This window comes from Sphingomonas sp. AC449 (genome assembly GCF_979253475.1).
Genome location: NZ_CEEDCZ010000001.1, coordinates 542629 through 566294 on the forward strand (window position 1 = coordinate 542629; position 23666 = coordinate 566294).

Consider the following 23666-nt stretch of genomic DNA (forward strand, 5'->3'; position numbering starts at 1 on the left):
GGGCCTGTAACCCGGGATCCTGACTTTCGTCAGGATGACGGATATTCGTGAGGTCCGTCTGCCGCGACATACGCGCCGGTTACAGCCGCGGCAGCTGCGTGGTCGGATCGACCGGCGTGCGTCCCTTGCGCAGTTCGAAGTGGAGCTCGGGACGATCCGCGAACCCGGTATCGCCCGACAGCGCGACCGTCTGGCCGCGCTTCACGCTCTGGCCGCGCTGCACCATCAGCTTGGAGGCGTGGCCATAGACGCTGGTCCAGCCGCCGCCGTGCTTGACGATCACCAGCCCGCCGAGCGCGGCGATTCCGTCGCCGACATAGGCGACGACGCCGTCCGCGGTGGCGCGGATCGGCGTCGCGACCGGGATGGCGATCTTGATCCCGTCGTTGCGCTCGCCGCTCGCGCCGTGGCCGAACCGCTTCACGACGCGGCCATCGACCGGCCAGAGGAAGCTGCCGCCCGCGAGACGGGCAGGCGCGGTGACGACCGCGCTCGGGGGCAGGACGCGCCTCGGCGTTGCGGTCGGTTTCACCGGCGCCTGATTGCTCGCGAGCGCGGGCTCGCCGCCGGTCAGGATGTCGTCGACGTCGAGCGTGAACGCGGCCGCACGATCGGCGAGGCTGGTGCCGCCCGGCGGCGCAGGGATCGCGATCCGCTGACCCGCGCGCAGCACATAAGGTTCGAGCAGCGCGTTGGCGGTGACGATCCGCGACCATTCGACACCGTAAGCCCGCGCGATCGCGATCCCGGTCTCCCCCCGGCGGACGAGGTGATAGCGGCCGCCGGGGATCGTGAGGCGTTCGCCCGTGCGGATCGTGAAGGGCGGGTCGATCTGGTTGGCGCGCGCGATCGCGTCGCTGCTGACCCCGGTGCGCTCGGCGACGAGCCGCAGCGAATCGCCCGGGCGGACGGGATAGGTCGAGTCGTCCACCGTGCGCGCGTCTGCGACCACCGGGCTCGCCTCCCACGCGGGGCGCGGCGCGGGGAGGGTGGAGACCTGCTCGCCGTCGCTGCGCTGGCGATCGGTGGGCGGATAGGGTGGTGGGCTTCGGTCAATGGTACGGCGCTGTTCGGGACGCCGACGCGTGTCGGCGCGATCGAAGTCGCCCCTTTCAGCCCGGCGCTCGTACTGGGGCTTGTACTGGCGCGCGCGATCGTCGTCGGATGGCGGCAGCCGCTGGATGCGTTCCGCCGGGGCACGCGCCGGGGCCTCGTCGCGCAGCACCGGCGCATCGACGCTCGGGATACAACCGGCAACCGCGAGCGCCGTGCCCAGGATCACGGCGCCGCGCTTCACGCGTAGGCTTGCCCGAGCATGTCCAGCGATTCGCCATGCGTAAGGTCGAGATGAAGCGGCGTGACCGAGATATAGCCGTCCATCACCGCTTCCAGATCGGTGGCCCGCATCGGTGTCTCGGCGGTGCCGCTGAGCGAGAACCAGTGATAGTCATAGCCGCGGGGGTCGGTGTTGGTGACGATCTTCAGCCGGCCGTAATCGCGCAACCCCTGGCTGACGACGCGGATCCCCTTCACCTTGTCCGCGGCGCCGACGGGGAAGTTGACGTTGACCAGCGTCCGCGGCGCGAGCGGCGCGTCGAGCAACGGGCGCAGGACGCGTTCGCCCCACGCGGCGGCGGCCTCGAACGGTACGCTGTCCCCCATGCCTTCCCGGCTGTAGACCTGGCTCAGCGCGATCGAGCGAACGCCCGCGAGCGCACCCTCCATCGCCGCCGAGACGGTTCCCGAATAGGTGACGTCCTCCGCCAGGTTCGCGCCGCGATTGACCCCTGAGAGGATCAGGTCGGGCGGGCTGTCCTTCATGATCCTTGCAAGCGCCATCATCACCGCATCGGTCGGCGTCCCGGCGACGGCGTAGCGCTTCTCCCCGAACTTGCGCACGCGAAGCGGCCGCGACAGCGTCAGCGAATGGCCTGCGCCCGATTGCTCGTCCGCAGGCGCGACGACCCAGACATCGTCCGACAAGGTCGCCGCGATCGCCTCGAGCACCTTCAGTCCCGACGGATGATAGCCGTCGTCGTTGGTGAGAAGAATGCGCATCAGCGTCGCGCCTCGAGCATCGTGAGCCCACCGAGATAGGGCTGCAGCACCTCGGGCACCGCCACCGATCCATCGGCCTGCTGGTAATTTTCGAGCACCGCGACGAGCGTGCGACCGACCGCGAGGCTCGATCCGTTGAGCGTGTGGACGAACCGCGGGCTCTTCTCGCCCTCGGGGCGATAGCGCGCGTTCATCCGGCGCGCCTGGAAGTCGGTGCAGGTCGAGACGCTAGAGATCTCGCGATACTGGTTCTGGCCAGGAAGCCAGACCTCGAGATCATAGGTGCGTGATGCGGTGAAACCCATATCGCCGCCGCATAGGAGCATGCGCCTGAACGGAAGCTGCAGCGCGTCGAGGACACCCTCGGCACACTGGGTCATGCGCTCGTGCTCGGCGTCCGACGAATCCGGGGTGACGATCGCGACCATCTCGACCTTGTCGAACTGGTGCTGACGGATATAGCCGCGCGTATCGCGGCCGGCCGATCCCGCCTCCGAGCGGAAGCAGGGGGTCAGTGCAGCGAACCGCAGCGGCAATTCGCCTTCGCTCAGGATCCGTTCGCGCACGATGTTGGTCAGGCTGACCTCCGCGGTCGGGATCAGCCAGCGGCCGTCGGTGGTGCGGAACAGGTCCTCGGCGAATTTGGGCAGCTGCCCGGTGCCGAAGACCGCCTCGTCGCGTACCAGCAGCGGCGGCGCGACCTCCTCGAACCCGTGGTCGCGGGTCAGGCGATCGAGCATGAACTGGCCAAGCGCGCGCTGGAGCCGTGCGGCGGGTCCGCGCACCAGCGTGAACCGGGCGCCCGACATCGCGACCCCCGTCTCGAAGTCGAGACCGATCGCGGGGCCGATCAGATCATGCTCGCGCGGGGGAAAAGCGAAATCGGTCCTGGTGCCGCGCGCATGGATCAGGACGTTGCCCGTCTCATCCGTGCCTTCGGGGACTTCGGGGGCGGGAAGGTTGGGGATCGCCGCGAGCGCGTTATCGAGCTCCGCGGTCAGCGCGGCCTCGTCGGCTTCGAGCGTCGGCAACGCCGCCTTTAACGCGGCCACCTCGGCCATCAGCGCCTGCGCGCGCGGCTCGTCCTTCTGCGCCTTGGCCTGGCCGATCGCCTTGGACAGCTCGTTGCGACGCGTCTGCGCGGTCTGTGCCTCCGCGATCGTCGCGCGGCGGCGTTCGTCGATCGCGACGAGCGCGGCGGAGACGGGCGCGGCGCCGCGGCGCGCGAGCGCGGCGTCGAAAGCGGCGGGATTTTCACGGATGAGGCGGATATCATGCATGGCCCGGGCTATGCCGAGACGCGTATGTCGGCGCAAGTCGCCCCCGTAACCGACCCGCTCGGCGGATCGGCGCAACCGGGCCATGATCCAGGGCGTTATCGTCGTAGCAGGCAAATCAAGGAGAACGCCCGTGGAGCTTCCGCACAATTCCGTCGTCCTGGTCGTGGACGGCCGCAAGATGCTGTTCCTGCGCAACGAAGGCGATGCCGCCTATCCGAACCTGGTCGTCGAACAGGCGGTCGAGCAGGAGAACCCCGCGACGCGCGATCAGGCGACCGACTCGGCCGGCCGCGCCTCCTCGCCCCAGGGCGCCGCGCAAAGTTCGGTCGAGCCGACCGACTTGCACCAGCTCGAGGAGGACCGGTTCGCCGCCGAGGCGGCCGACGTGCTCAAGACGCGTGCGCTCAAGAACGACTATGACTCGCTGATCGTGGTCGCGCCGCCGAAGACGCTCGGCGAGATGCGCAAGCATTACCACAAGGAAGTGCAGAACCGTCTGGCGGGCGAACTCGCCAAGGACCTGACGGGCCACCCGATCGCGGATATCGAGACCGCGCTCAAGAACGCCTGAGGCCGGGTAGCGATCGTATGAAAAAGGGCTCGTGGATCGTCGTCCGCGAGCCCTTTTCCGTGTAGTGCGTGCCTGACAGGTCAGGCGGTCGGTTTGGAGAACCGCTTGCGCGCGATCAATGCCGCGGCGGCGGCGCCGAACAGAAGGACCATCGGCGGCGCGGGGACTGGTGCGGGCGACCCGCCATTCGATCCGGTCCCGCCATTGCTGCCGTTGGAGCCGTGCCAGCCGCCATTCGAGCTCCAGCCGCCGTTGCTGCTCCAGCCCTTGCTGCTCGACCCGTAACTCGACGACGAGGTCGACGTCGATCCGCTGCTGTTCGACGAGACGTTGCCGCTCGAGCTGGTCGATGTGGACACGTTGCCACTCGAGCTCGACGAGGACGACACGTTCCCGCTCGACGACGACGACACGTTGCCACTCGAGGAGGATGAGACGTTTCCGCTCGACGAGGAGGAGACGTTGCCGCTCGACGAGGACGAGACGTTGCCGCTGCTGCCGCCGCTCGCGGAGGATGAGGTGCTCGAGACGCTCGCGCCGCCCGTGCTGGTCGATGATCCGCCGGTGGAGGAGGTGCTGCTGACGTTTCCGCTCGACGTCGATCCGCCGCTGGTGCTCGACGACCCGCCGCTGGTGCTCGAAGAGCCACCGCTCGTGCTCGAGGAGCCGCCGCCGGTGCTGGTCGACCCGCCGCTCGACGTCGACGAGATGACGATGCTGCCGCTCGACCCCGAGCTGCCGCCGCCGAAGAAACCGCCGCCGCCAAAGCCGCCGCCAAGACCGCCACCGCCAAAAAAGCCCCCGCCGCCGATTACCGCGGGCGCGCCACCACCGCCGCCGCCGACAAAGCCGTCGCTGAGCGGAACGGGCACCGGCGCTGCATTGGCGACCGTTACGACGGTCGGCGCGCAGGCGGTGCTGGTCGTGGTCCGGACGACGCGACGGACGCGCGGACGCGTCGTCGATGCGACCTGCCGGCGGACGACGCGCTTGGTCATATGCGTCTTGGTCTGTGTCTTGGCGTAGATCTCACGCTTCGGGCGCTCGGCGACATGGACTGCGCCACCGCCGATGACAGCGCCACCGCACGCACATGCACATAATTTGGCCAACGCCATCCGCACCGACATAGGTCACTCTTTCGTTGCCGACGCGTACGAGGCGTCGGATCCCGTCTTCACGGCACTCTGGCACCGTCACTATCACCGCAGCGCAAAACAAACCGTTAAGCGCAAGATCATACCCAAGCCGTGAAAGAATTAAGCGAGCGGGTGCGATAAGTCATGCGACAAATTGGCGCGCGTCGTGCCGGTGCGGGACAATCCGTGACGCTGGATGGAGCGGAACAATCGGTCCATTTCGGAACGATCTCCGCCATGTGTAACCGCAATACAACATGGCGCAATAATCTGTCGTCGAACTCCATCGATGCGCAAGGTGGATCGCTTGTGGTGCCGGGCGGGTGAGACTATAGGCGCATTCACCATTTGGGGGTGGCCCCGACGGTCCGGACTTTCCGACCGAACGGGCCTGAGGGAGAGTGGTATGGCAACGGTAATGAATCGCGTAGACGAGACCAGTTCCAGCCAATCGGCGGCCAATGATGCCGATGGCTATCGACCCGACGGCGAAGAGCCGTTCATGAACCTGCGTCAGCAGGCCTATTTTCGTCAGAAGTTGCAGCAATGGCGCGATGCGATCCTCCGGGAATCGCAGGAAACGCTGTCGCAGCTGCAGGTCGATTCGCTGCGCGAGGCGGATCTGACGGATCGCGCGTCGAGCGAGACCGACTGGTCGATCGAGCTGCGCACCCGCGACCGCCAGCGCAAACTGGTATCGAAGATCGAGGCAGCGCTGCGTCGAATCGACGATGGCGAATATGGCTATTGCGAAGTGACCGGCGAACCGATCAGCCTCGCGCGGCTCGAAGCGCGGCCGATCGCGACGATGACGGTCGAAGCGCAGGAGCGGCACGAGCGGAACGAGAAAATCTCGCGCGAAGATTGATCGTCCCGGCGGCTGTCGTTCGCGGATAGGCAGTCCGTAACGCTTTTGGTATACGCGCCGTTCGAAGAGACGACGGAATGACAGGGCGCGAGACTGGGCATGGACAAGATCAACGACGAACGCCTGGGCTTTGACCGTCCCGCCGCTGACGACGTCGACCATCGTCTGGTCGATGGCGTCGAGGCTGTCGCGGCGGCGCAGGCACAGGGCGCGGGTTCCGGCGAACAGCGACGTTCGCGCGACAGCCTGCTGCTGAGCGCGTCGATGCGGATCGGTTCGGCGACCGAGGCGCATGACGTCCGGATCAGGAACCTGTCCGAGGGCGGGATGATGATCGAGTTCGATCGTGCGCTCGCGGTCGATACCGCGGTGATGCTCGATATCCGCGGGATCGGCGAGGTCGCCGGCCGGATCGCATGGTGCACCGAGGGGCGGATGGGGATCGCGCTCGATGCGCCGATCGACCCGAAAAAGGCGCGTAAACCGGTGGGGGCGGGGGCAACGACGCCGACATTCGCCAAGCCGATCGTGTTCCGCGCGCCACGAGGACGCTAATCCCTCCGGTCTTGAGGGGGAAGGCGACCGGAGGGATGCCACGACATGCAGACCGCGCGGCCTGCATACCGCGTCGTTCGAGCGGGTGATCAAACCGCCGGGTGGACGGTTCGATTACCCGCGCGAAGTCAACTATTATAGGCCGGCAATCTCTTCCTTCAGACGCAATTTCTGCTTCTTCAATCCTGCAAGCGCCAGGGCGTCGGGCATGGGCCTGTGGATCTCCTCGGAAATCCGGCGATCGAGCATCTCGTGCTTGGTTTCTAGCGCAGCCTGGTGCGTCGTCTGCATGGTGGAAAAGCTCCTTCTGCATTCGTGTTGGGGAACCAAGTAAACCACCCACCTCGTAAAAAGTCTTTAACGAAGGTTGATGAAATCGATTGGCCGACCGGTTTCGAGGGACGGGCCGAGATTCCTGCAAAAGCGGTCGGCACGCAGGGCGAAGGCCTTGGCGTAGACCGTCACGCGCAATTTTTGATGCTCGCGAAGCCGGGGTCATTTGCTAAAGGCGCTGGAGCAGCAGGGCGGGCCGGGGTGATTATGGTGGATGAGGCGCAGATCAAGGTTCGTCTCGGCGAGATCAGGACCGAGCATCGCGATCTCGACGCGGCGATTGCCGCGCTCTGGAGCAATGTGGTGCCCGACCAGCTTCAGATCGCGCGGCTCAAGAAGCGCAAACTGCGGCTGCGCGATGAGATCGCGGCGTTCGAGGATCAGCTGATTCCCGACATCATCGCCTGAACCGACTCGCCACGGGGCGGCGCCGCGAATCGCATGCCCCTCAAATGAATTAAGACTTTTTTACCATTTTTCCTGGCAAACGAATCTTTTCGGGACAGTCGCCGCGCAGGCGCCGGTTTTCGGCGTGGGCGACGCAGCGAGGCCGTGCCACTCGTCTTCGATGATTCGTGGACCGCATCACGCACCCTTGCACCGAAGACTGATCGACGCGCTGTACGAAGAGGCGATGCTGCTGGCCGATGAGGCGCGCAGCTATTTCGACGAGCCCGACCGAGGCGACCGCGGTGGTCTGGATCCGTTCGTGCGGGTGGCGTTCAGTTGTGAATCGCTCAAGCTGACGACCCGGCTGATGCACGTGATCGCGTGGCTGCTGACGCAGAAGGCCGTGCTCGCGGGCGAGATAAACGCGGACGACGCGGCGAAGCCGTCGCACCGGCTCGGCACGGCCGCGAGGACCGAGGAAGCGATGCTCGACGCGCTGCCGACGAAGGCGCGCGGACTTGTCGAGGCGAGCATCGACCTGCACCGCCGCCTGTCGCATATCGAGCAGGCGCTGTTGACGCCGGCGCGCGCGACCAGCCCCGCGCTGTCGATGCAGATACGTCTGGGGCTGGCGCTCTGATCGCTAGAGCGAGAGGCGGGCTCTGGCAGCGCGATATTCGCGCTCGAGCCGATCGACCCGATCGGCCACGCTTTCCACCGCGGTGACCGCCCCGATCCCCTGACCCGATCCCCAGATGTCCTTCCACGCCTTGGGCTTGGATCCACCCTCGCCATTGGCGCCGGCACCGAAGTTCATCGTCTTGAGATCACCCTCGGGCAGTGCGTCCGGGTCCATCCCCGCCGCGACGATCGAGGCGCGCAGGTAATTGCCGTGAACGCCCGTGAAGAGGTTCGAATAGACGATGTCCGCCGCCCGGCCCTCGACGATCCCGGCCTTGTAGGCGGGATCCGCATTCGCCTCGGTCGTGGCGATGAACGGCGATCCGATATAGCCGAAATCGGCACCCATCGCCTGCGCCGCGAGCACCGCGTCGCCCGTCGCGATCGAGCCCGACAGCGCGAGCGGTCCGTCGAACCACTGGCGGATCTCCTGGATGATCGCGAACGGCGACAGACGTCCCGCGTGACCGCCCGCGCCCGCCGCGACCGCGATCAGGCCATCCGCACCCTTCTCGACCGCCTTGCGCGCGAACCGGTCGTCGATCACGTCGTGCAGCGTGATGCCGCCCCAGCCATGTACCGCGGTATTGAGATCCTCGCGTGCGCCGAGCGAGGTGATGACGATCGGCACCTGCCATTTCGCGCAGGTCTCCAGATCGCGCTCGAGCCGGTCGTTCGACTTGTGGACGATCTGGTTGACCGCGAACGGTGCGGCGGGGCGCTCGGGGTGCGCGCGATTATGCGCGCTGAGTTCCTCGGTGATCCGGTGCAGCCATTCGTCGAGCATCGTCTGCGGGCGCGCATTGAGGGCCGGGAATGATCCGACGATCCCCGCCTTGCACTGCGCGATCACCAGTTCCGGCCCGGAAATGATGAACAGCGGAGACCCGATGACGGGCAGGCGGAGGCTCTTTAGAATGGCGGGTACGGTCATGGCGATTTCATAGCGCACCCGAAACGGCAATGCCAGCGGTCAGCGCAGGCGTATTTTGCGCGCGTAATTGCGCTGTGTCAGCAAAGGCGTACACCCATGACATCACGACTTACGGAGCGTCCCCTTTCATGAAATCCGCCGTTGCCGCCCTGCTCGGGCTGACTGTTTCCGCGCCCGCGCTTGCCGCCGGCCAGTTGCCCCGCACCGTCGTTCCGCTGGTGTACGATATCCAGATCCGTCCCGATGCGAAGGCGATGACCTTCACGGGTACCGAGAGCGTGACGATCGACGTGAAACAGGCGACGCAGACGATCCAGCTCAATGCCGCCGATCTCACCATCGGTACCGCGACGTTCGACGGGCGCCCGGCGAGCGTCAAGACCGACGCGGCGGCACAGCGGCTGACGGTGACGCTGCCCAAGGCGGCAAGCGTCGGGCGGCACACGCTTTCGTTCGCGTGGACGGGCAAGATCAACCAGTCGGCGGCGGGGCTCTTCGCGATCGACTATACCAATACCGATGGCTCGTCGTCGCGGATGCTCGCGACGCAGTTTGAGGCGCCCGACGCGCGCCGCTTCGCGCCGATGTGGGACGAGCCCGCATTCAAGGCGAAGTTCCGCCTCTCCGCGGTCGCGCCGGAGCAGCAGCTCGCCTTCTCCAACATGCCGGCGAGCGCGATTACGAAACAGGCCGACGGGACGCAGCTCTACCGGTTCGCCGAGACGCCGTTGATGTCGAGCTATCTGCTGTTCCTCGGCATGGGCGACATGGAACGCAAGACTGCGATGGCGGGCAATGTCGAGATCGGCATCATCAGCCGCAAGGGTGTCGTCGATCAGGGCGACTATGCGCTGGCTTCGGCGAAGACTCTGCTCGCCTATTACAACGAGTATTTCGGCCAGCCTTACCCGCTGCCCAAGATGGACATGATCGCAGGCCCGGGGTCGAGCCAGTTCTTCGGTGCGATGGAGAATTGGGGCGCGATCTTCTATTTCGAAAACGAGCTGCTGTTCGATCCGAAGCGGGCGACGGAGAGCGGCCGACAGCGCATCTATACCGTCGTCGCGCACGAGATGGCGCACCAGTGGTTCGGCGACCTGGTAACGATGGCATGGTGGGACGACCTCTGGCTGAACGAGGGCTTCGCATCATGGATGGAGGGCAAGTCGAGCGCCGATCTGGTGCCGGCGTGGAAGTCCGAGGCCGCCGCGGTCTCGGGCGAGCGCGAAGGGGCGATGGGGATCGATGCGACCGCCGCGACGCATCCGATCATCCGCAAGATCGAGACGGTCGACCAGATCGGCGAGGCGTTCGACGGCATCACCTATTCGAAGGGCCAGGCCGTCATCGGCATGCTCGAATCGACGCTCGGGCCCGACGTGTTCCGCAAGGGCATCCGCAGCTACATGGCCAAGTATAAATACGGCAACACCGTCACCGAGCAGCTCTGGGCCGAATTGTCCGCCGCCGCCGGGAAGCCCGTTGCCGAGATCGCGCACGACTTCACGCTGCAGGGCGGCGTGCCGCTGGTGACGATGACGGGCGCGCGCTGCGCGGGCGGCACGACGACGGCGACGATGACGCAGGGGCGGTTCGGCCTCGACGCCGCTTCGCGCGTGCCGCAGACGTGGCACGTCCCGCTGGTGGTCGGGACGCTCGGCGGCGCGCAGACGTCGACGATCGTGACGGGCACCGCGCCGTCGAACGTCACGATCAAGGGATGCGGTACGGTCGTGCTGAACCGCGGCAAGGGCAGCTATACGCGCGTGATGTACGAAGAGGCGGGGCATGCCGCGATCGTCCGCGATTATGCAAAGCTCGACCTGGCGGACCGGCTGGGGACGCTTGGCGACGATTTCGCGCTCGCGGCGGGCGGCTATCAGGACCTGTCGCGCTATTTCGACGTGATGGCCAAGGTCGGGCCGGCCTCGGATCCGCTTGAATGGTCCTCGGTCGCGGGCGCGCTGGGGCGGATCACCGGGCTGTACGACAAGACGCCGCTCGAGGCGCCGCTGCGCGCGCGGTCGGTGAAGATCCTCTCGCCGGTGCTGACGCAGATCGGGTTCGAGCCGAAACCGGGCGAATCGCCGCTGACGAGCAACCTGCGCGAGACGCTGGTCGGACGGCTCGGCGTCAACGGCGACACCGGTGTGGCCGACCGCGCGCGGCGCTATGTCGCGGCGCTCGCAACCGATCCCACCGCGATCCCGCCGTCGATCCGCCAGCCGATCCTGTCGACCTATGCGGTGAACGCGACACCGGCGGAATGGGACGCGCTGCTCGCGCTGACCAAGGCGGAGAAGAACCCGGTCGCGAAGAACCGGTTCGTGTCGTTGCTGGGCGCCGCGCGGAATCCCGCGATCGCCGGCCGCGCGCTCGACCTGCTCAAGACCGATACGATCAGTGCGCCGCAAAAGGCCGGCCTGCTGCGTGCGGTGGCGGGCTCGCATCCCGATCTCGCATTCGACTGGGCGGTGGCGAACCGGACGCTCGTCGACGGGTTCATCGAGGACAGCTCGCGCGCGGGATATATCGTCGGACTGGGTGCAGGGTCGAACGATCCGGCGATGCCGCGCAAGATCACGGCCTATGCGGACAAATATCTGGCCGCCTCGTCGCGGGGCGGGGTGACGCGGTCGCTGTCGGCAATCGCGGTCCGCAAGGCGGCGGCTGCGCAGCTGCAGCCCGCCGTCTCGAAATGGGTGGCGCAATAAGCGATCAGCTCCCGGTCCGGTCCAGGCCGGACCGGGGGCGTCACGCGATCGGGGTCAATCCCGACGCACAGGCGCGCGCCTTGTCGACATAGTGCCGTGCCGACACGGCGAGCAGCGCGATCGCGGCGTCGTCGAGCGCGCGCACCACGCGCGCCGGGCTGCCGACGATCAGGCTGCCGGCGGGAAAGACCTTGCCCTCCGTCACCAGCGCGCCGGCGCCGACGATGCAGTTCTCGCCGATCACCGCACGATTGAGGATGATCGCGCCCATGCCGATCAGCGATCCGTCGCCGATCGTGCAGCCGTGCAGGATCGCGCGGTGACCGATCGTGCAATCCTCCCCCACGGTCAGCGGCGCGCCGGGGTCCGAGTGCAGCACCGCGCCCTCCTGCACGTTGCTGCGCGCGCCGATCGTGATGGTCGTATTGTCGCCGCGGATCGCTGCCCCGAACCAGACGCTGGAGTCTTCGCCGAGCACGACGTCGGCGATGACGTCCGCGCTGGGGGCGATCCAGGCGCCGGGGTGGCAGGTCGGGCGTTTATCGCCAAGCGCGTATAGGGGCATGCCGGATTCTCCTCAACGCCCTCCTGCCGCACCGACGATCAAAACGAAACCGCCGTATCGCTGCCCGTCGGCGACGGGGCTGCGATACGGCGGTCGGGTTGGGACGGGTAGTGAGGTCAGGCGACCTGCGGCATTCCCGTGATCACCTTGTCGAGCGTCAGCGGATATTCGCGGATGCGGACGCCGCAGGCATTGTAGACCGCGTTGGCAACCGCCGCGCCGACACCGCAGATACCAAGCTCGCCCACGCCCTTGGCCTTCATCGGTGAGGATTTCTCATCGAGTTCGTCCATGAAGAACACGTCCTGATGCGGCACGTCGGCATGCACGGGGACATGATATTCGGCCATGTCGTGATTGACGAAATAGCCGAACCGCTTGTCGACGATCGCGTCCTCCATCAACGCGGCGCCCACGCCCATCGTCATCGCGCCGATGACCTGGCTGCGCGCGGATTTGGGATTGAGGATACGCCCCGCGGCGAACGCGCCACCCATGCGGCGGACGCGCACTTCGCCCGTTGCCGAGTCGACCGCGACTTCGACGAAATGCGCGCCGAAGGTCGCCTGCGCATAGGTCTTGGTCAGATCGCCGAACTCGATCGTCTCCTCCGCGGACAGCCCGGCGTCACCCGCCGCGTCGGCGATCGAGGCGCTGCGGTCCCCGACGCGGATCTTGCCGCCCTCGAACACCGCGGCGGCCGGATCGAAGCCCAGCTTGCGCGCGATGCTGTCGCGCAGCGCGCTGCACGCCGCGTACACGCCGGCGGTCGAGCTGTTGCCACCCCACTGACCGCCCGACCCGGACGAGACGGGGAAGCTGCTGTCGCCGAGCAGCACGACGACCTTGTCGACGGGTACGCCCATCATTTCGGCCGCCGTCTGCGCGATGATCGTGTAGCTGCCGGTGCCGATGTCGGTCATGTCGGTGGCGACGGTCACGATGCCCTTCTTGTCGATCCCGACGCGCGCCGCGGACTTCATCGCGACGTTGTCGCGAAACGCCGATGCCATGCCCATGCCGATCAGCCAGCGGCCTTCGCGCACCTGCCCGGGGACGGGGTTGCGCTTGGACCAGCCGAAGCGCTCGGCGCCGGTCTTGAGGCACCCGACGAGATCGCGCTGCGAGAACTGGCGCGTCGGCTTCTCAGGATCGACCTGCGTGTCGTTGACGATCCGCAACTGGACCGGATCCATCTTCAGCTTCTCGGCAAGCTCGTCCATTGCGATTTCGAGCGCGAGCAGGCCGACCGCCTCGCCCGGCGCGCGCATCGCATTGCCCTCGGGCAGGTCGAGGACCGACAGCCGCGTCGCGGTCATCCGGTTCGCCCCGGCATAAAGCAGCCGGGTCTGGTTCACCGCCGTCTCGGGCCCGCCGCCGGGGAGATCGCCGGACCAGCTTTCATGCGCGATCGCGGTGATCTTGCCATCCTTCTGCGCGCCGATCCGCAGCCGCTGGATCGTCGCCGGACGGTGCGTGGTGTTGTTCATGATCTGCGGACGCGTCAGCGCGACCTTGACCGCGCGGCCACCGATCGCCCGCGAAGCCAGAGCGGCCATCACCGCGTCGCTGCGGATCCACAGCTTCGACCCGAACCCGCCGCCGACGAACGGCGACAGGACGCGGATGTCCTCCTTGGGGATCAGCAACGTCTCGCTCATGTCGCGAACCGCCCAGTTGAGCATCTGGTTCGAAGTCCACAGCGTCAGCTTGCTGCCCTTCCAGGCGGCCATCGTCGCATGGGGTTCCATCATCGCATGGCTGTGGTCGGGCGTCGTGTAGCGCTGATCGAGCTTGACGGGGGCCTTGGCGAACGCGCCGGCGAAGTCGCCGACGGCGGTGTCGGGCGTCCCGTCCTTGGGCTTGACCGCGCTCGACTGCGATGCGGCGAGGTCGAACGATCCGCTGCTGCGGCCATAGCCGACGCGAACGAGCTTGGCGGCCGCACGTGCCTGCTCGAACGTCTCGGCGACGATGATCGCGACGGCCTGATCGTAATGCTGGACGGTGGGGCCGGCGAGCATGTTTGCGGTATGCGCCTTGGCCTTGGCGAGCCTGCCCGCATTCTCGTGCGTCACGACCGCCAGCACGCCGGGTGCGGCCTTTGCGTCGGTCACGTCGATGCTGTCGATCCGGCCCTTCGCGATCGCCGATCCGACGATATAGCCATAGGCCGCGTCTGGCGCGGCGTCGTTGCGCTCATAGGCATAGCGCGCGGTGCCCGTCGTCTTTCGCTTGCCGTCGATCCGGTCGATCGGCTTGCCGATGACGGTCATGCGGTCGATCGGGTTGGTCGTTGCGGGTGTATCGAACTTCATGGCGATCAGGCCTTCGCTTCTTCGAGCACGGCACCGATCGTTCGCTCGACCAGTGGCAGCTTGAATGCATTTTGTGAGGTCGTGCGCGCACCGGCGAGCACCGCGGCGGCCGTGGCTTTTGCGCCCGCGGGGAGCTGTGCTTCCGCGGCCTCGACACGCCAGGGCTTGTGCGCAAGCCCGCCAAAGGCAAGCCGGCCACGATTGCCGGGCTGGATCACCGCCGCGACGGAGATCAGCGCGAACGCGTAGGATGCGCGGTCGCGGACCTTCTGATAGATGTGCGTCCCGCCGATGGGCTTGGGCAAGGTGACCGCGGTGATCAATTCACCGGGGGCGAGCGCAGTCTCGATGTTGGGCGTCGTGCCGGGAAGCCGGTGGAAGTCGGCGATCGGAATCGCACGTGCCTTGCCTGCTGCATCGACCGTCTCGACGGTGGCATCGAGAACGCGCATCGCGACCGCCATGTCGCTGGGGTGCGTGGCGATGCAGGCATCACTCGTTCCCATGATCGCGAGGTTGCGATTGAAACCGCCGATCGCGGCACAGCCCGTTCCGGGCTGGCGCTTGTTGCACGGCTTCGTGGTGTCGTAGAAATACGGGCAGCGCGTGCGCTGGAGCAGATTGCCCGCGGTCGTCGCCTTGTTGCGCAACTGGCCCGACGCACCCGATACGAGCGCGCGGCTGAGCACGGCATAGTCGGTCCGCACGCGGCTGTCCGCGGCGAGATCGGTGTTGCGGACGAGTGCACCGACCCGCAGCCCGCCGTCGCTGGTCGGCGTGATCTTGTCGAGGCCGAGGCCGTTGACGTCGATCAGATGCTGCGGCGTCTCGATCTGGAGCTTCATCAGGTCGAGCAGGTTGGTGCCGCCCGCGATGAACTTGGCCCCGGGATTGCGCGCCGCTGCACTGGCTGCCTCGGTCGGGGTCTTTGCGCGTTCGTAGGTAAACGCCTTCATGCCGTGCGCTCCGTACCGGCGACATCATGGATGGCGTCGATGATGTTCGAATAGGCGCCGCAGCGGCAGATGTTGCCGCTCATGCGCTCCTTGAGCTCCGCCGTGGTGACACCGGGCTTCGCGGCGATGTCGGACGTCGCGTGGCTGGGAATGCCGTCCCTGATCTCGTCGAGCGTCGCGACTGCCGAGCAGATCTGGCCAGGCGTGCAATAGCCGCACTGATAGCCGTCATGCTTCACGAACGCAGTCTGCATCGCGTGGAGCTTTTCCTCCGTCCCGAGCCCTTCGATCGTCGTGATCGAGTCGCCTTCGTGCATCACTGCCAGGGTCAGGCAGCTGTTGATGCGGCGACCCTCGACGATCACCGTGCAGGCGCCGCACTGGCCGTGATCGCAGCCCTTCTTCGTCCCGGTCAGCCGCATCGTCTCGCGCAGCGCGTCGAGCAGCGTGGTGCGCGTGTCGACATCGATCTTCGTGTTGCGACCGTTCACCTTGAACGTCACCGGCATCGTCGTCGGGGCGGGCTGCTGTGCGGGCTGCGTCTGCGCGCTGACCGCGGTACCGCCGAGAGTCGCCGTCGCAACGCCGCCTGCAATCACGCCGCGGCGCGAAACGGCGAATCCATCGTCTTTAGTCATGCTGATTTCAAAGCTCCCTGTCACGCAAACGGCTCGGCCGACGGTAGGTTGCATTTGCCGTAAAATTCGCTCGAAGATATTGAAACGGCGTAGTTTATTTGACGGTGGCCGATCGCGTGCGCGCTATCAGGAAAACGGCGCGGAGGGGTCGAAATGCGATCGGCGGGCGGTGACGCGCCGGTTGTAGCCTGATACCGCAAACACTGGATTTCACACGGTTTTACAGTGGCGAAATCGCTTCGCAAAGTCCTCGGATGGTCCTAGTCTCGTTTGCATAAACAGCGTCATGATGACGGGCAGGGGATTGGCAATGCAGGGTTATGCGCAGACTGTTGCCCGGTTGAGGTCTATGCTGTTCCTGCTCGAGGAGTCGCTGCGTATCGCTGACGAGGGGGGGCATGCACTGGTCGGCGCGAAGGTGAGCGACTGCATCGGCACGATCCAGCAAGAACTCTCGATGATGGTGGACGATCGGTCACCACCACGCTCCGACGCGGCGCCGCAAGCGGATCTTGCCGCCGCGAAATCGCGACGCGCGGGTTAGGTCGTCACGCCGCGCTGCCTCCAAAGGTTAGGGCTGGCATTTGGGAGTGGAGCGAGCAGCCCCGCCGAACGCGTCGCGCTCGGCGGGGCTTAGCGTGTCAGTCGATGTCGCCATGGCCGTGGCCGATCGTGATCTTGGCGCCGGTGTCCGCACCACCGTTGCCGCCCTCCCACCAGTAAGGCAGCCGCTTGCGCGTGCCGGTGGCGGTCTCGTTCAGCGTGGCGGCGTCGTAAAGCCGCCCGCCGAGCATGACCTGGGCGATCTTGTCGCTGTTGCGGATGTCGACCGTCGGGTCGGCGGTGAGCACGACCAGATCGGCGAGCTTGCCGGGCTCGAGCGATCCGACGTCGCGGGCGTAGCCGAGCGACGTCGCGGACGCGATGGTGCCCGCGCGCAACGCCTCGATCGGCGTGAAGCCGCCTCGGACGAAGCTCCACAGCTCCCAGTGCGCACCGAGCCCCGGTTGCTGCCCATGCGCGCCGATCGCCACGGGAACACCCTTTGCCGCAAGCTTGCCCGCCTCGCGCGCGGTCGCGCCGTCGACATAATCCTCCTCGGGCGCGATCTCGCGGCGGGCGTTCTGCGCCGCGAGCAGCGCGGGCGGCGCATGCCGCGAGAGCAGCGGATGCCGCCAGACGTCGCTGTGCGCGCGCCAGTACGGATCGCCCGCAGGGCCACCATACGCCACCACCAGCGTGGGTGTGTAGCCGACCGTCGTCTGCGACCAGAGGTTCACGACGTCGGCATAGAAATGCTCGAGCGGCACGTTGTGCTCGACGGTCGCGTTGCCGTCCTGGACGAGGCTCATGTCCAGCGTGAACAGCGACCCGCCCTCCGGCACGACCTCCATGTTCTCCGCCTGTGCGGCGGCAACGACCATCTGGCGCTGTTCACGGCGGGGCTGGTTATAGTTCTTCACGCTGTGCGCGCCCTGCGCCTTGAGGCGGCGGATGACCGCCAGCGCGTCTTCATAGGTGTCGATCTGCGCGTAGACGTCGGGCGCCTTCGCGCCATAGACGATCTCCCCGGTCGAGAACGTCCGGGGCGCGAGGAGCATGCCCGTCTGCTGCATCTCGGCGGCGGGGAAGATTTCCGCCGAACGCGACGACGGATCGTGGACCGTCGTAGTCCCCATGGCGAGGTTCGCCATCGCCGACCAGTTCTGCTGCGGCACGATCTCGTCGTCACCCTGGGGGCCGTGCGCATGCGCATCGACAAGCCCAGGGATGATGATCTTGCCCGTCGCGTCGATCGTCCTGGTGCCCGCCGGGATCGCGATCGATGCACGTGGCCCGACCGCGACGATGCGGTCGCCGCGGATGAGGATCGTCGCGTCGTCGATGATCCCGCCATCGCCGCGCGCCATCGTCACGACGCGCGCGCCGGTCAGCGCGGTCGTCCCGGTCGCCTTGTCGGCGGCGACCTCCATCGACAGCGAAACGCCGGTCCGCGGCGCGACGAACTTGGGCGCCTCCTCGCCGCTCGGCACCGGCTGCGTACGGAACAGGCTCTCGGTCGTCGCGGTGTAGAGCGTCGGGCCCGCGCTCCAGTGGATCTGCGCGCCGTCGTTCGACCAGTTGATGAAGTCGGCGCCATCACCGCTGACGCGCGTGACGGGCAGGGGGCCGCCCTTGGCATCGACCTCGACCGCCTGCCGGCCGGGGATCAACGGCATGACGAACGCCTCGTAATTCTGGCGGAACGCGACGTAATCGCCCGCCGGCGAAATCTGGTAGTCGTTGACGAGTTCGCCCGACGCGTGGACGCGCCGGTCCTGGCCGCTGAGGTCGGTACTGACCAGCTGACGCTTGTCCTTCTCGGTCGCGATCAGGAAGACGCGGTCGTCGCTCCGGCCGAATTGCGGCGCGGCGACGTCCTTGGCGATCCGGACCGGCGCACCACCGCTCGCCGCGACGCGGTAGGCGCCGCTGCCGGGGTTGCCGCGTGCCGCGGTCAGGCCGCCGCCCTCGCCCTGCTCGAAGACGATCGTCCGCGCGTCGGGCGAGAATCGCGGCCGGCGATAGTGCCCGGCCAGCGTGGTGACGGTCCGCGGCGACCCGCCGCGCGCCGCGATCGTCCGGATCTGGCCCAGCCCCGCATCGGTCCAGCCGACGAAGACGATCTGGCGGCCGTCGCGGGACCAGCTTGGGAACAGCTCGAGCTCGTCCGAACCCCGCGTCAGCCGGACCGCGGTGCCGCCTGCAACCGGCTTGGTCCACAGCTTGCCGAGCGTCTCGAAGATGACGGTCCGGCCATCGGGCGAAACCGTCGCCCAGCGCGGCATGCGTGTCGTGACGCGATCGGGCGCGACCGCGATCTGCGGGTGGACCGCGTCGACGATCACGCGGGTGTCGTCGATACGGAACGGGATGACGCTGCCGCCCGAGCCGTCGGGCGCGACGCGGCGCAGCTTGCCGCCCGCCCAGAACACGATCGCGGTGTCGCCGGGCGTCCATGCCATGTCCGGATAGACGCCGGTGACGGCCCAAGCCTCCTGAACGTCGCGATCAAGCGCACCGTAGACGACGCGCTCGACCCCGCTGGCGAGATCCTTCACCCATAATTTGGTGATGTTGTTCTCGCGCCGGACGAACGCGATCCGCTTGCCGTCGCGCGACGGGGTCGGGCGCACCGAGCCACCGACGCCCGATACCGCGGTGGTCACCTCGCCGCTGTCGATGTCGTAGCGCTCGATGTCGAACAGATCGGTGCGCGAGTTCTGCGCATATTCGAAGATCGGCCCGGGCGAGACGTTGCGCGTATAGAAGATGCTCTTCCCGTCGGGCGCGTAGATCGGCTCGCCAAGCTCCTTCTGGAGCTGTTCGCTTGCGCGCTTGACGAGCTGGACGCCGCCGCCGCCCGATACGTGGTACAGCCAGATCTCGCCGGTGCCGAGCGAACGGCCGGTCGTGAAATGCTTCTTGGCGGCGATGAACCGGCCGTCCGGGCTCCAGCTCGGCTGGTTGAGCAGGCGGAAATCCTCCTTGGTGACCTGTCGCTTGTCGCCACCGTCGACATTCATCACCCAGATATTGTCGCCGCCGCCACGGTCGGAGGTGAAGGCGATGCGACGGCCGTCGGGCGAGAAGCGCGGCTGGTGCTCGAAGGCGAGCCCCTCGGCGATGCGCGTCGGCGTGCCGCCCGCGATCGGCATCGTGTAGATGTCGCCGAGCAGGTCGAACGCGATCAGCCGCCCGTCGGGCGAGACGTCGACGTTCATCCAGCTGCCTTCGTCGACCTGCATCCGGACCTCGCGGGTGCGCAGGCCGCGGGGCTTGTTGACGTCCCATGCAGGCGGCTTCTTGTCGCTTTTCGCGGTCGCCGGCGGCGTCGTGGCGGCGTCAGGTGCGGGTGTGGCGGCGGGCGTCGGCGCCGGCGTCGGCGCTGGGAGCGGACCGGCGGGCGACGCAAGCGGTGCCGTCGCCTTGTCCTCGGGCGCCTGTGTCCGTTCGACGGGCCTGGCGGCGGGCGGCGGTGCGCTCTGGGCGGAAATCTGTTCGGCGACGAGACAAAGTGCGAGTGCGGTCAGTGCGCGGTGCTTCACGGTACGGCGATCCCCCTGTTTGCGACGGGTCTAGCCGATTGATCGTCACGGTCACGCAGAAATGCGACCGCCCGCATGCGCGATCGCCTATCCCGCGAGCCTGAGCGCGTCGCCCGGTGCACGGCGCGGCTGGTCGGTCCAGATCCCGCGCGTGTCGAGGACGGTCTTGGTCACGCGTTCCTCGAGCGGGATCGAGCGGAACACGTCGTGATCGACCAGCACGACCATGATCGGGCATGTCTCGATCGCGGTATCGACGTCGATCAGCGTCGCGCCCGTCCCGTCGAACGCGGGGGGAAGCGTCGCGGCATAGGGTTCGACGATCCGGACGCGCTCGCCGAACCGCTCGGCCACCGCCTTGGCGACCTTCATTGCGGGGCTTTCGCGGAAATCGTCGATGTTCGCCTTGAACGCGAGCCCGAGGCAGGCGACCGCGGCACCGGGCTGTGCGTCGATCATCGCCGCGACCTGCGCGATGACATGCTCGGTCTTGCCGTCGTTGACCTCGCGCGCGGTGCGGATCAGCGGCGTCTGGTCGGGTGCCGCATGGACGAGGAACCATGGATCGACCGCGATGCAGTGGCCGCCGACGCCCGGGCCTGGCTGGAGGATGTTGACGCGCGGGTGCCGGTTGGCGAGGCGGATGACCTCCCAGACATCGACCCCCATCGTATCGGCGATCAGCGACAATTCGTTGGCGAACGCGATGTTGACGTCGCGAAAGGCGTTCTCGGTCAGCTTCGTCATCTCGGCCGCGCGCGCGGTGGTCGTGACGCAGGCCCCGCGGACGAAGCGGCGGTAGAAGGTGAGCGCCTTGCGCGCACAGCGCGGCGTGATGCCGCCGATGACGCGGTCGTTGTCGATCAGCTCGACGAGGATCCGCCCCGGCAGCACGCGTTCGGGGCAATAGGCGATCGCGATGTCGGCCTGTTCGCCCGTCCGCCCGGGCACGCGCAGATCGGGGCGCAGCGTGGCGATCAGGTCGCGCACCTTCTCGGTGGTGCCGACGGGCGAGGTCGATTCGAGGATGATCGTGTCGCCGGTCTTCAGCACGGGGGCGATCGTCGTCGCGGCATTGAGGACATAGGTTATGTCGGGGGCATGCGAGTCGTCGAACGGCGTCGGTACCGCGATCACGAAGACGTCGGCGGGCTCGACCGTCATCGAGGCGCGCAGCGTCCCGCGCGCGACGACGCCCGACACCAGTCCGTCGAGATCGACCTCCTCGATATGGATCCGCCCCGAGTTGATCGTGTCGACCACGCGCTGCGTGACGTCGACGCCCAGCACGCGCGCGCCGGTGCGCGCGATCACCGCTGCGGTCGGCAGGCCGATATAGCCGAGCCCCATCACGACGACGGTCATTTCAGTATCCGAAAGCATGGACGATGATCCTAACGAGTGCCGGCTGGCGCGAGGGTCGGTGCGAACCTCTGCGCGATGATCGCCGCGATCCTTGGCGCCGACCGCCCGTCGCCGAACGGGTTGTGCGCCCGCGCCATCGCCGCATAGCCCGCCTTGTCGTCGAGCAGCGTGAAGATTTCGGAAACGATCCGGTCCTCGTCCGTGCCGATCAGCTTGGCGGTGCCGGCTGCGACGCCTTCGGGGCGCTCGGTCGTCTCGCGCATGACGAGCACGGGCTTGCCGAGCGCGGGAGCCTCCTCCTGAACGCCCCCCGAATCGGTCAGGACGATCTCCGCGACACCCAGCGCGCGCACGAAGGTCGGATAGTCGAGCGGTTCGATCCGCGCGATATTGGACCGGTCGCCGAGGATCGCGTCCATCACCGAGACGACATTGGGATTGGGGTGGATGGGGAAGATCACAGCGACGTCGTCGCGCGCGGCGATCCGCGCGATCGCGCGCGCGATCGACGCCATGCCGTCGCCAAAATTCTCGCGCCGGTGCGTCGTCACCAGGATGACGCGCTTGCCCGCAAACCGCTGCACGACCGCGTCGAGGCCGGCACCGAGCCCTGGATCCCCCGCGACCCGGTCGCGCGTCCAGTGCAACGCGTCGATCACCGTATTGCCCGTGACGTGGACGGTCTCCGCAGCGACGTTCTCGCGCAGCAGCGCATCGGCGGCGGTCTGCGTCGGTGCGAAGTGGAGCATCGCGATCGGTGCGACGATCCGGCGGTTCACCTCTTCGGGCCAGGGGTGGTGGATGTCGCCCGAGCGCAGTCCCGCCTCGACATGCGCGACCGGGACCTTGCGGTAATAGGCGGCCAGCGCCCCCGTCATCGCGGTCGCGGTGTCGCCCTGCACGACGACGAGGTCGGGCCGTTCGGAATCCATCACCTCGCCAAGCCCGACCAGCAGCCGCGCGGTCAGCCGGTCGAGCGTCTGGCCGGGTTCCATGAGGTCGAGATCGATGTCGGGCACCAGTCCGGCGATCGCCAGAACCTGGTCGAGCAGACCCCGGTGCTGCGCCGTCACGCAGGTCCGGACCGACAGCCCGGGCCGTGCCGCGAGGGCCGCGATGACGGGGAAGAGTTTGATCGCTTCCGGGCGCGTGCCGAAGATGACGAGTATTTTTGACATGGAACTCGCCTACACCGAACGTCTTTAATGACGCGCTAACTGCCGCGATCGATTTGCCGAGCCGTTTCGGCGTCGATATGCGGATAGATGATACCAGACTGCTCGAGACGATGCGCGACGTGCGCCGGAACGGGAAGACCAAAGGGAGCACCGAATGACGATCAAACCGCTACGCAAGGCCGTATTTCCCGTCGCCGGACTAGGAACGCGTTTCCTGCCTGCGACCAAGTCGATGCCGAAGGAGATGCTGACCGTCGTCGACAAGCCGCTGATCCAATATGCGGTCGAAGAAGCGCTCGAGGCGGGGATCGAGCAGATCATCTTCGTGACCGGACGCGGCAAGGGTGCGCTCGAGGACCATTTCGACATTTCGTTCGAGCTCGAGGCGACCATGCGCGCGCGCGGCAAGTCGCTGTCGATCCTCGACGGCATCCGGCAGAAGCCCGGTTCGCCCGTCTACGTCCGGCAGCAGGAGCCGCTCGGCCTCGGTCATGCCGTGTGGTGCGCACGCGAGATCGTCGGTGACGAGCCGTTCGCGGTGCTGCTTCCCGACGAGCTGATGGTCGGCAAGCCGGGCTTCATGAAGCAGATGGTCGAGGCGTATAACCAGGTCGGCGGCAACGTGATCGGTGCGCTCGAAGTCGCGGATTCGGAAACCGACAAATACGGCATCATCTCGCCGGGTGCGATCGATGGTCGCTTGACCGAGGTCACCGCGCTGGTCGAGAAGCCCGCCAAGGGCACGTCGCCGTCCAATCTCATGATCCCCGGCCGCTACATCCTTCAGCCCGAGGTGATGCGGATCCTCGAGGGTCAGGAAAAGGGTGCCGGCGGCGAGATCCAGCTGACCGACGCGATGGCGCAATTGATCGGCAACCAGCCGTTCCACGGCTTCACCTTCGACGGGCAGCGTTACGACTGCGGCGACAAGGCGGGGTATATCCAGGCCAATCTGGCGCTCGCGCTGGCGCGTGATGACATCGGGCCTGCCGTCCGCGCGTTCGCCAAGACGCTGCTGGGCTGAGTGCAGGGGAG

22 protein-coding genes are annotated in these 23666 nt (G+C 67.1%); 9 read left to right on the top strand and 13 right to left on the bottom strand.

Translation table 11 applies throughout. The features are described 5' to 3' along the window. Positions 1-79 precede the first annotated feature (79 nt). The 3 genes from AC0CH3_RS02800 to serS all read right to left on the bottom strand — a co-directional run bounded on the left by AC0CH3_RS02800 (position 80) and on the right by serS (position 3338). Positions 80-1057, bottom strand: a complete 978-nt coding sequence (locus tag AC0CH3_RS02800; RefSeq protein WP_354302099.1) for a M23 family metallopeptidase — start codon at positions 1055-1057, stop codon at positions 80-82. A 236-nt stretch (positions 1058-1293) separates the two neighbouring features. Next, positions 1294-2058 (bottom strand): 5'/3'-nucleotidase SurE, encoded by a 765-nt coding sequence (surE, locus tag AC0CH3_RS02805; protein WP_354301804.1) that lies wholly within the window; start codon positions 2056-2058, stop codon positions 1294-1296. Then, complete coding sequence (serS, locus tag AC0CH3_RS02810; protein WP_354301806.1) at positions 2058-3338, bottom strand: serine--tRNA ligase; 1281 nt, start codon at positions 3336-3338, stop codon at positions 2058-2060. The genes surE and serS overlap by 1 nt, the downstream gene beginning before the upstream one ends. A 130-nt stretch (positions 3339-3468) precedes the next feature. Here serS and AC0CH3_RS02815 point away from each other — a divergent pair, with 130 nt between their 5' ends. After that, positions 3469-3909 (top strand): host attachment family protein, encoded by a 441-nt coding sequence (locus AC0CH3_RS02815; protein WP_354301808.1) that lies wholly within the window; start codon positions 3469-3471, stop codon positions 3907-3909. 80 nt (positions 3910-3989) lie between these two features. Here the strand turns inward: AC0CH3_RS02815 and AC0CH3_RS02820 are convergent, their stop codons facing one another. Continuing rightward, complete coding sequence (locus AC0CH3_RS02820) at positions 3990-4268, bottom strand: hypothetical protein (RefSeq protein ID WP_354301810.1); 279 nt, start codon at positions 4266-4268, stop codon at positions 3990-3992. Here AC0CH3_RS02820 and AC0CH3_RS02825 point away from each other — a divergent pair. The 3 genes from AC0CH3_RS02825 to AC0CH3_RS02835 all read left to right on the top strand — a co-directional run bounded on the left by AC0CH3_RS02825 (position 4261) and on the right by AC0CH3_RS02835 (position 6471). Further along, positions 4261-4935 (top strand): hypothetical protein, encoded by a 675-nt coding sequence (locus AC0CH3_RS02825; RefSeq protein ID WP_354301812.1) that lies wholly within the window; start codon positions 4261-4263, stop codon positions 4933-4935. The genes AC0CH3_RS02820 and AC0CH3_RS02825 overlap by 8 nt on opposite strands. Positions 4936-5454: 519 nt before the next feature. Beyond that, positions 5455-5916 carry an RNA polymerase-binding protein DksA gene (gene dksA, locus AC0CH3_RS02830; protein ID WP_056015485.1) on the top strand — a complete coding sequence of 154 codons (462 nt, stop codon included), beginning with the start codon at positions 5455-5457 and terminating at the stop codon, positions 5914-5916. Between the two features lie 99 nt (positions 5917-6015). Beyond that, the gene (locus AC0CH3_RS02835; protein WP_333994015.1) at positions 6016-6471 is read left to right on the top strand and encodes a PilZ domain-containing protein; all 456 of its coding nucleotides are present in this window, start codon (positions 6016-6018) and stop codon (positions 6469-6471) included. A gap of 135 nt (positions 6472-6606) precedes the next feature. Here AC0CH3_RS02835 and AC0CH3_RS02840 read toward each other — a convergent pair whose 3' ends face one another. Continuing rightward, on the bottom strand, positions 6607-6762 hold the full coding sequence (locus tag AC0CH3_RS02840) for a YdcH family protein (protein WP_082445703.1): 156 nt from the start codon (positions 6760-6762) through the stop codon (positions 6607-6609). 249 nt (positions 6763-7011) lie between these two features. On the opposite strand from AC0CH3_RS02840, the gene AC0CH3_RS02845 reads away from it, so the two are divergent. Further along, positions 7012-7212, top strand: a complete 201-nt coding sequence (locus tag AC0CH3_RS02845) for a YdcH family protein (RefSeq protein ID WP_457326554.1) — start codon at positions 7012-7014, stop codon at positions 7210-7212. A gap of 187 nt (positions 7213-7399) precedes the next feature. After that, positions 7400-7834, top strand: coding sequence for a DUF1465 family protein (locus AC0CH3_RS02850; RefSeq protein WP_235532175.1), 435 nt, complete (start codon positions 7400-7402; stop codon positions 7832-7834). A 3-nt stretch (positions 7835-7837) separates the two neighbouring features. Here the strand turns inward: AC0CH3_RS02850 and AC0CH3_RS02855 are convergent, their stop codons facing one another. Then, positions 7838-8809, bottom strand: coding sequence for an NAD(P)H-dependent flavin oxidoreductase (locus AC0CH3_RS02855; RefSeq protein ID WP_333994010.1), 972 nt, complete (start codon positions 8807-8809; stop codon positions 7838-7840). Positions 8810-8937: 128 nt separating this feature from the next. On the opposite strand from AC0CH3_RS02855, the gene AC0CH3_RS02860 reads away from it, so the two are divergent. Further along, positions 8938-11523: a M1 family metallopeptidase gene (locus tag AC0CH3_RS02860; protein WP_465237548.1), complete on the top strand. Its 2586-nt coding sequence runs from the start codon at positions 8938-8940 to the stop codon at positions 11521-11523. A 40-nt stretch (positions 11524-11563) separates the two neighbouring features. Here the strand turns inward: AC0CH3_RS02860 and AC0CH3_RS02865 are convergent, their stop codons facing one another. The 4 genes from AC0CH3_RS02865 to paoA all read right to left on the bottom strand — a co-directional run bounded on the left by AC0CH3_RS02865 (position 11564) and on the right by paoA (position 16000). After that, a complete protein-coding gene (locus tag AC0CH3_RS02865; RefSeq protein ID WP_354301817.1) occupies positions 11564-12088 on the bottom strand; it encodes a gamma carbonic anhydrase family protein in 525 nt (174 codons plus the stop codon). A gap of 116 nt (positions 12089-12204) precedes the next feature. Then, positions 12205-14406, bottom strand: coding sequence for an aldehyde oxidoreductase molybdenum-binding subunit PaoC (gene paoC, locus AC0CH3_RS02870; RefSeq protein ID WP_354301819.1), 2202 nt, complete (start codon positions 14404-14406; stop codon positions 12205-12207). 5 nt (positions 14407-14411) lie between these two features. Further along, positions 14412-15362: an FAD binding domain-containing protein gene (locus tag AC0CH3_RS02875; RefSeq protein ID WP_354301821.1), complete on the bottom strand. Its 951-nt coding sequence runs from the start codon at positions 15360-15362 to the stop codon at positions 14412-14414. Next, positions 15359-16000 (bottom strand): aldehyde dehydrogenase iron-sulfur subunit PaoA, encoded by a 642-nt coding sequence (gene paoA / locus AC0CH3_RS02880; RefSeq protein ID WP_354301823.1) that lies wholly within the window; start codon positions 15998-16000, stop codon positions 15359-15361. Before paoA ends, AC0CH3_RS02875 begins: the two co-directional genes overlap by 4 nt. A 310-nt stretch (positions 16001-16310) precedes the next feature. On the opposite strand from paoA, the gene AC0CH3_RS02885 reads away from it, so the two are divergent. Continuing rightward, positions 16311-16544: a hypothetical protein gene (locus tag AC0CH3_RS02885; protein WP_354301825.1), complete on the top strand. Its 234-nt coding sequence runs from the start codon at positions 16311-16313 to the stop codon at positions 16542-16544. A gap of 97 nt (positions 16545-16641) precedes the next feature. On the opposite strand, the gene AC0CH3_RS02890 is transcribed toward AC0CH3_RS02885, so the two are convergent. The 3 genes from AC0CH3_RS02890 to wecB form a co-directional block, all read right to left on the bottom strand. Further along, positions 16642-20088, bottom strand: a complete 3447-nt coding sequence (locus tag AC0CH3_RS02890) for an amidohydrolase family protein (protein ID WP_465237549.1) — start codon at positions 20086-20088, stop codon at positions 16642-16644. Between the two features lie 87 nt (positions 20089-20175). Then, positions 20176-21471, bottom strand: a complete 1296-nt coding sequence (gene wecC, locus AC0CH3_RS02895; protein ID WP_056015464.1) for a UDP-N-acetyl-D-mannosamine dehydrogenase — start codon at positions 21469-21471, stop codon at positions 20176-20178. A gap of 11 nt (positions 21472-21482) precedes the next feature. Then, the gene (gene wecB / locus AC0CH3_RS02900; protein WP_354301829.1) at positions 21483-22631 is read right to left on the bottom strand and encodes a non-hydrolyzing UDP-N-acetylglucosamine 2-epimerase; all 1149 of its coding nucleotides are present in this window, start codon (positions 22629-22631) and stop codon (positions 21483-21485) included. A gap of 154 nt (positions 22632-22785) precedes the next feature. Here wecB and galU point away from each other — a divergent pair, with 154 nt between their 5' ends. Further along, positions 22786-23655 (top strand): UTP--glucose-1-phosphate uridylyltransferase GalU, encoded by an 870-nt coding sequence (gene galU / locus AC0CH3_RS02905; RefSeq protein ID WP_056015459.1) that lies wholly within the window; start codon positions 22786-22788, stop codon positions 23653-23655. The last annotated feature ends 11 nt before the right edge of the window (positions 23656-23666 follow it).

Bases quoted from the DNA above. Each gene is read 5' to 3' on its own strand.
- wecC (WP_056015464.1), bottom strand. From the start codon at position 21,471: ATGCTTTCGGATACTGAAATGACCGTCGTCGTGATGGGGCTCGGCTAT.
- AC0CH3_RS02855 (WP_333994010.1), bottom strand. From the start codon at position 8,809: ATGACCGTACCCGCCATTCTAAAGAGCCTCCGCCTGCCCGTCATCGGG.
- AC0CH3_RS02835 (WP_333994015.1), top strand. From the start codon at position 6,016: ATGGACAAGATCAACGACGAACGCCTGGGCTTTGACCGTCCCGCCGCT.
- AC0CH3_RS02865 (WP_354301817.1), bottom strand. From the start codon at position 12,088: ATGCCCCTATACGCGCTTGGCGATAAACGCCCGACCTGCCACCCCGGC.
- galU (WP_056015459.1), top strand. From the start codon at position 22,786: ATGACGATCAAACCGCTACGCAAGGCCGTATTTCCCGTCGCCGGACTA.
- AC0CH3_RS02860 (WP_465237548.1), top strand. From the start codon at position 8,938: ATGAAATCCGCCGTTGCCGCCCTGCTCGGGCTGACTGTTTCCGCGCCC.
- wecB (WP_354301829.1), bottom strand. From the start codon at position 22,631: ATGTCAAAAATACTCGTCATCTTCGGCACGCGCCCGGAAGCGATCAAA.
- paoA (WP_354301823.1), bottom strand. From the start codon at position 16,000: ATGACTAAAGACGATGGATTCGCCGTTTCGCGCCGCGGCGTGATTGCA.
- AC0CH3_RS02845 (WP_457326554.1), top strand. From the start codon at position 7,012: ATGGTGGATGAGGCGCAGATCAAGGTTCGTCTCGGCGAGATCAGGACC.
- AC0CH3_RS02885 (WP_354301825.1), top strand. From the start codon at position 16,311: ATGCAGGGTTATGCGCAGACTGTTGCCCGGTTGAGGTCTATGCTGTTC.
- serS (WP_354301806.1), bottom strand. From the start codon at position 3,338: ATGCATGATATCCGCCTCATCCGTGAAAATCCCGCCGCTTTCGACGCC.
- paoC (WP_354301819.1), bottom strand. From the start codon at position 14,406: ATGAAGTTCGATACACCCGCAACGACCAACCCGATCGACCGCATGACC.
- dksA (WP_056015485.1), top strand. From the start codon at position 5,455: ATGGCAACGGTAATGAATCGCGTAGACGAGACCAGTTCCAGCCAATCG.
- AC0CH3_RS02875 (WP_354301821.1), bottom strand. From the start codon at position 15,362: ATGAAGGCGTTTACCTACGAACGCGCAAAGACCCCGACCGAGGCAGCC.
- AC0CH3_RS02840 (WP_082445703.1), bottom strand. From the start codon at position 6,762: ATGCAGACGACGCACCAGGCTGCGCTAGAAACCAAGCACGAGATGCTC.
- surE (WP_354301804.1), bottom strand. From the start codon at position 2,058: ATGCGCATTCTTCTCACCAACGACGACGGCTATCATCCGTCGGGACTG.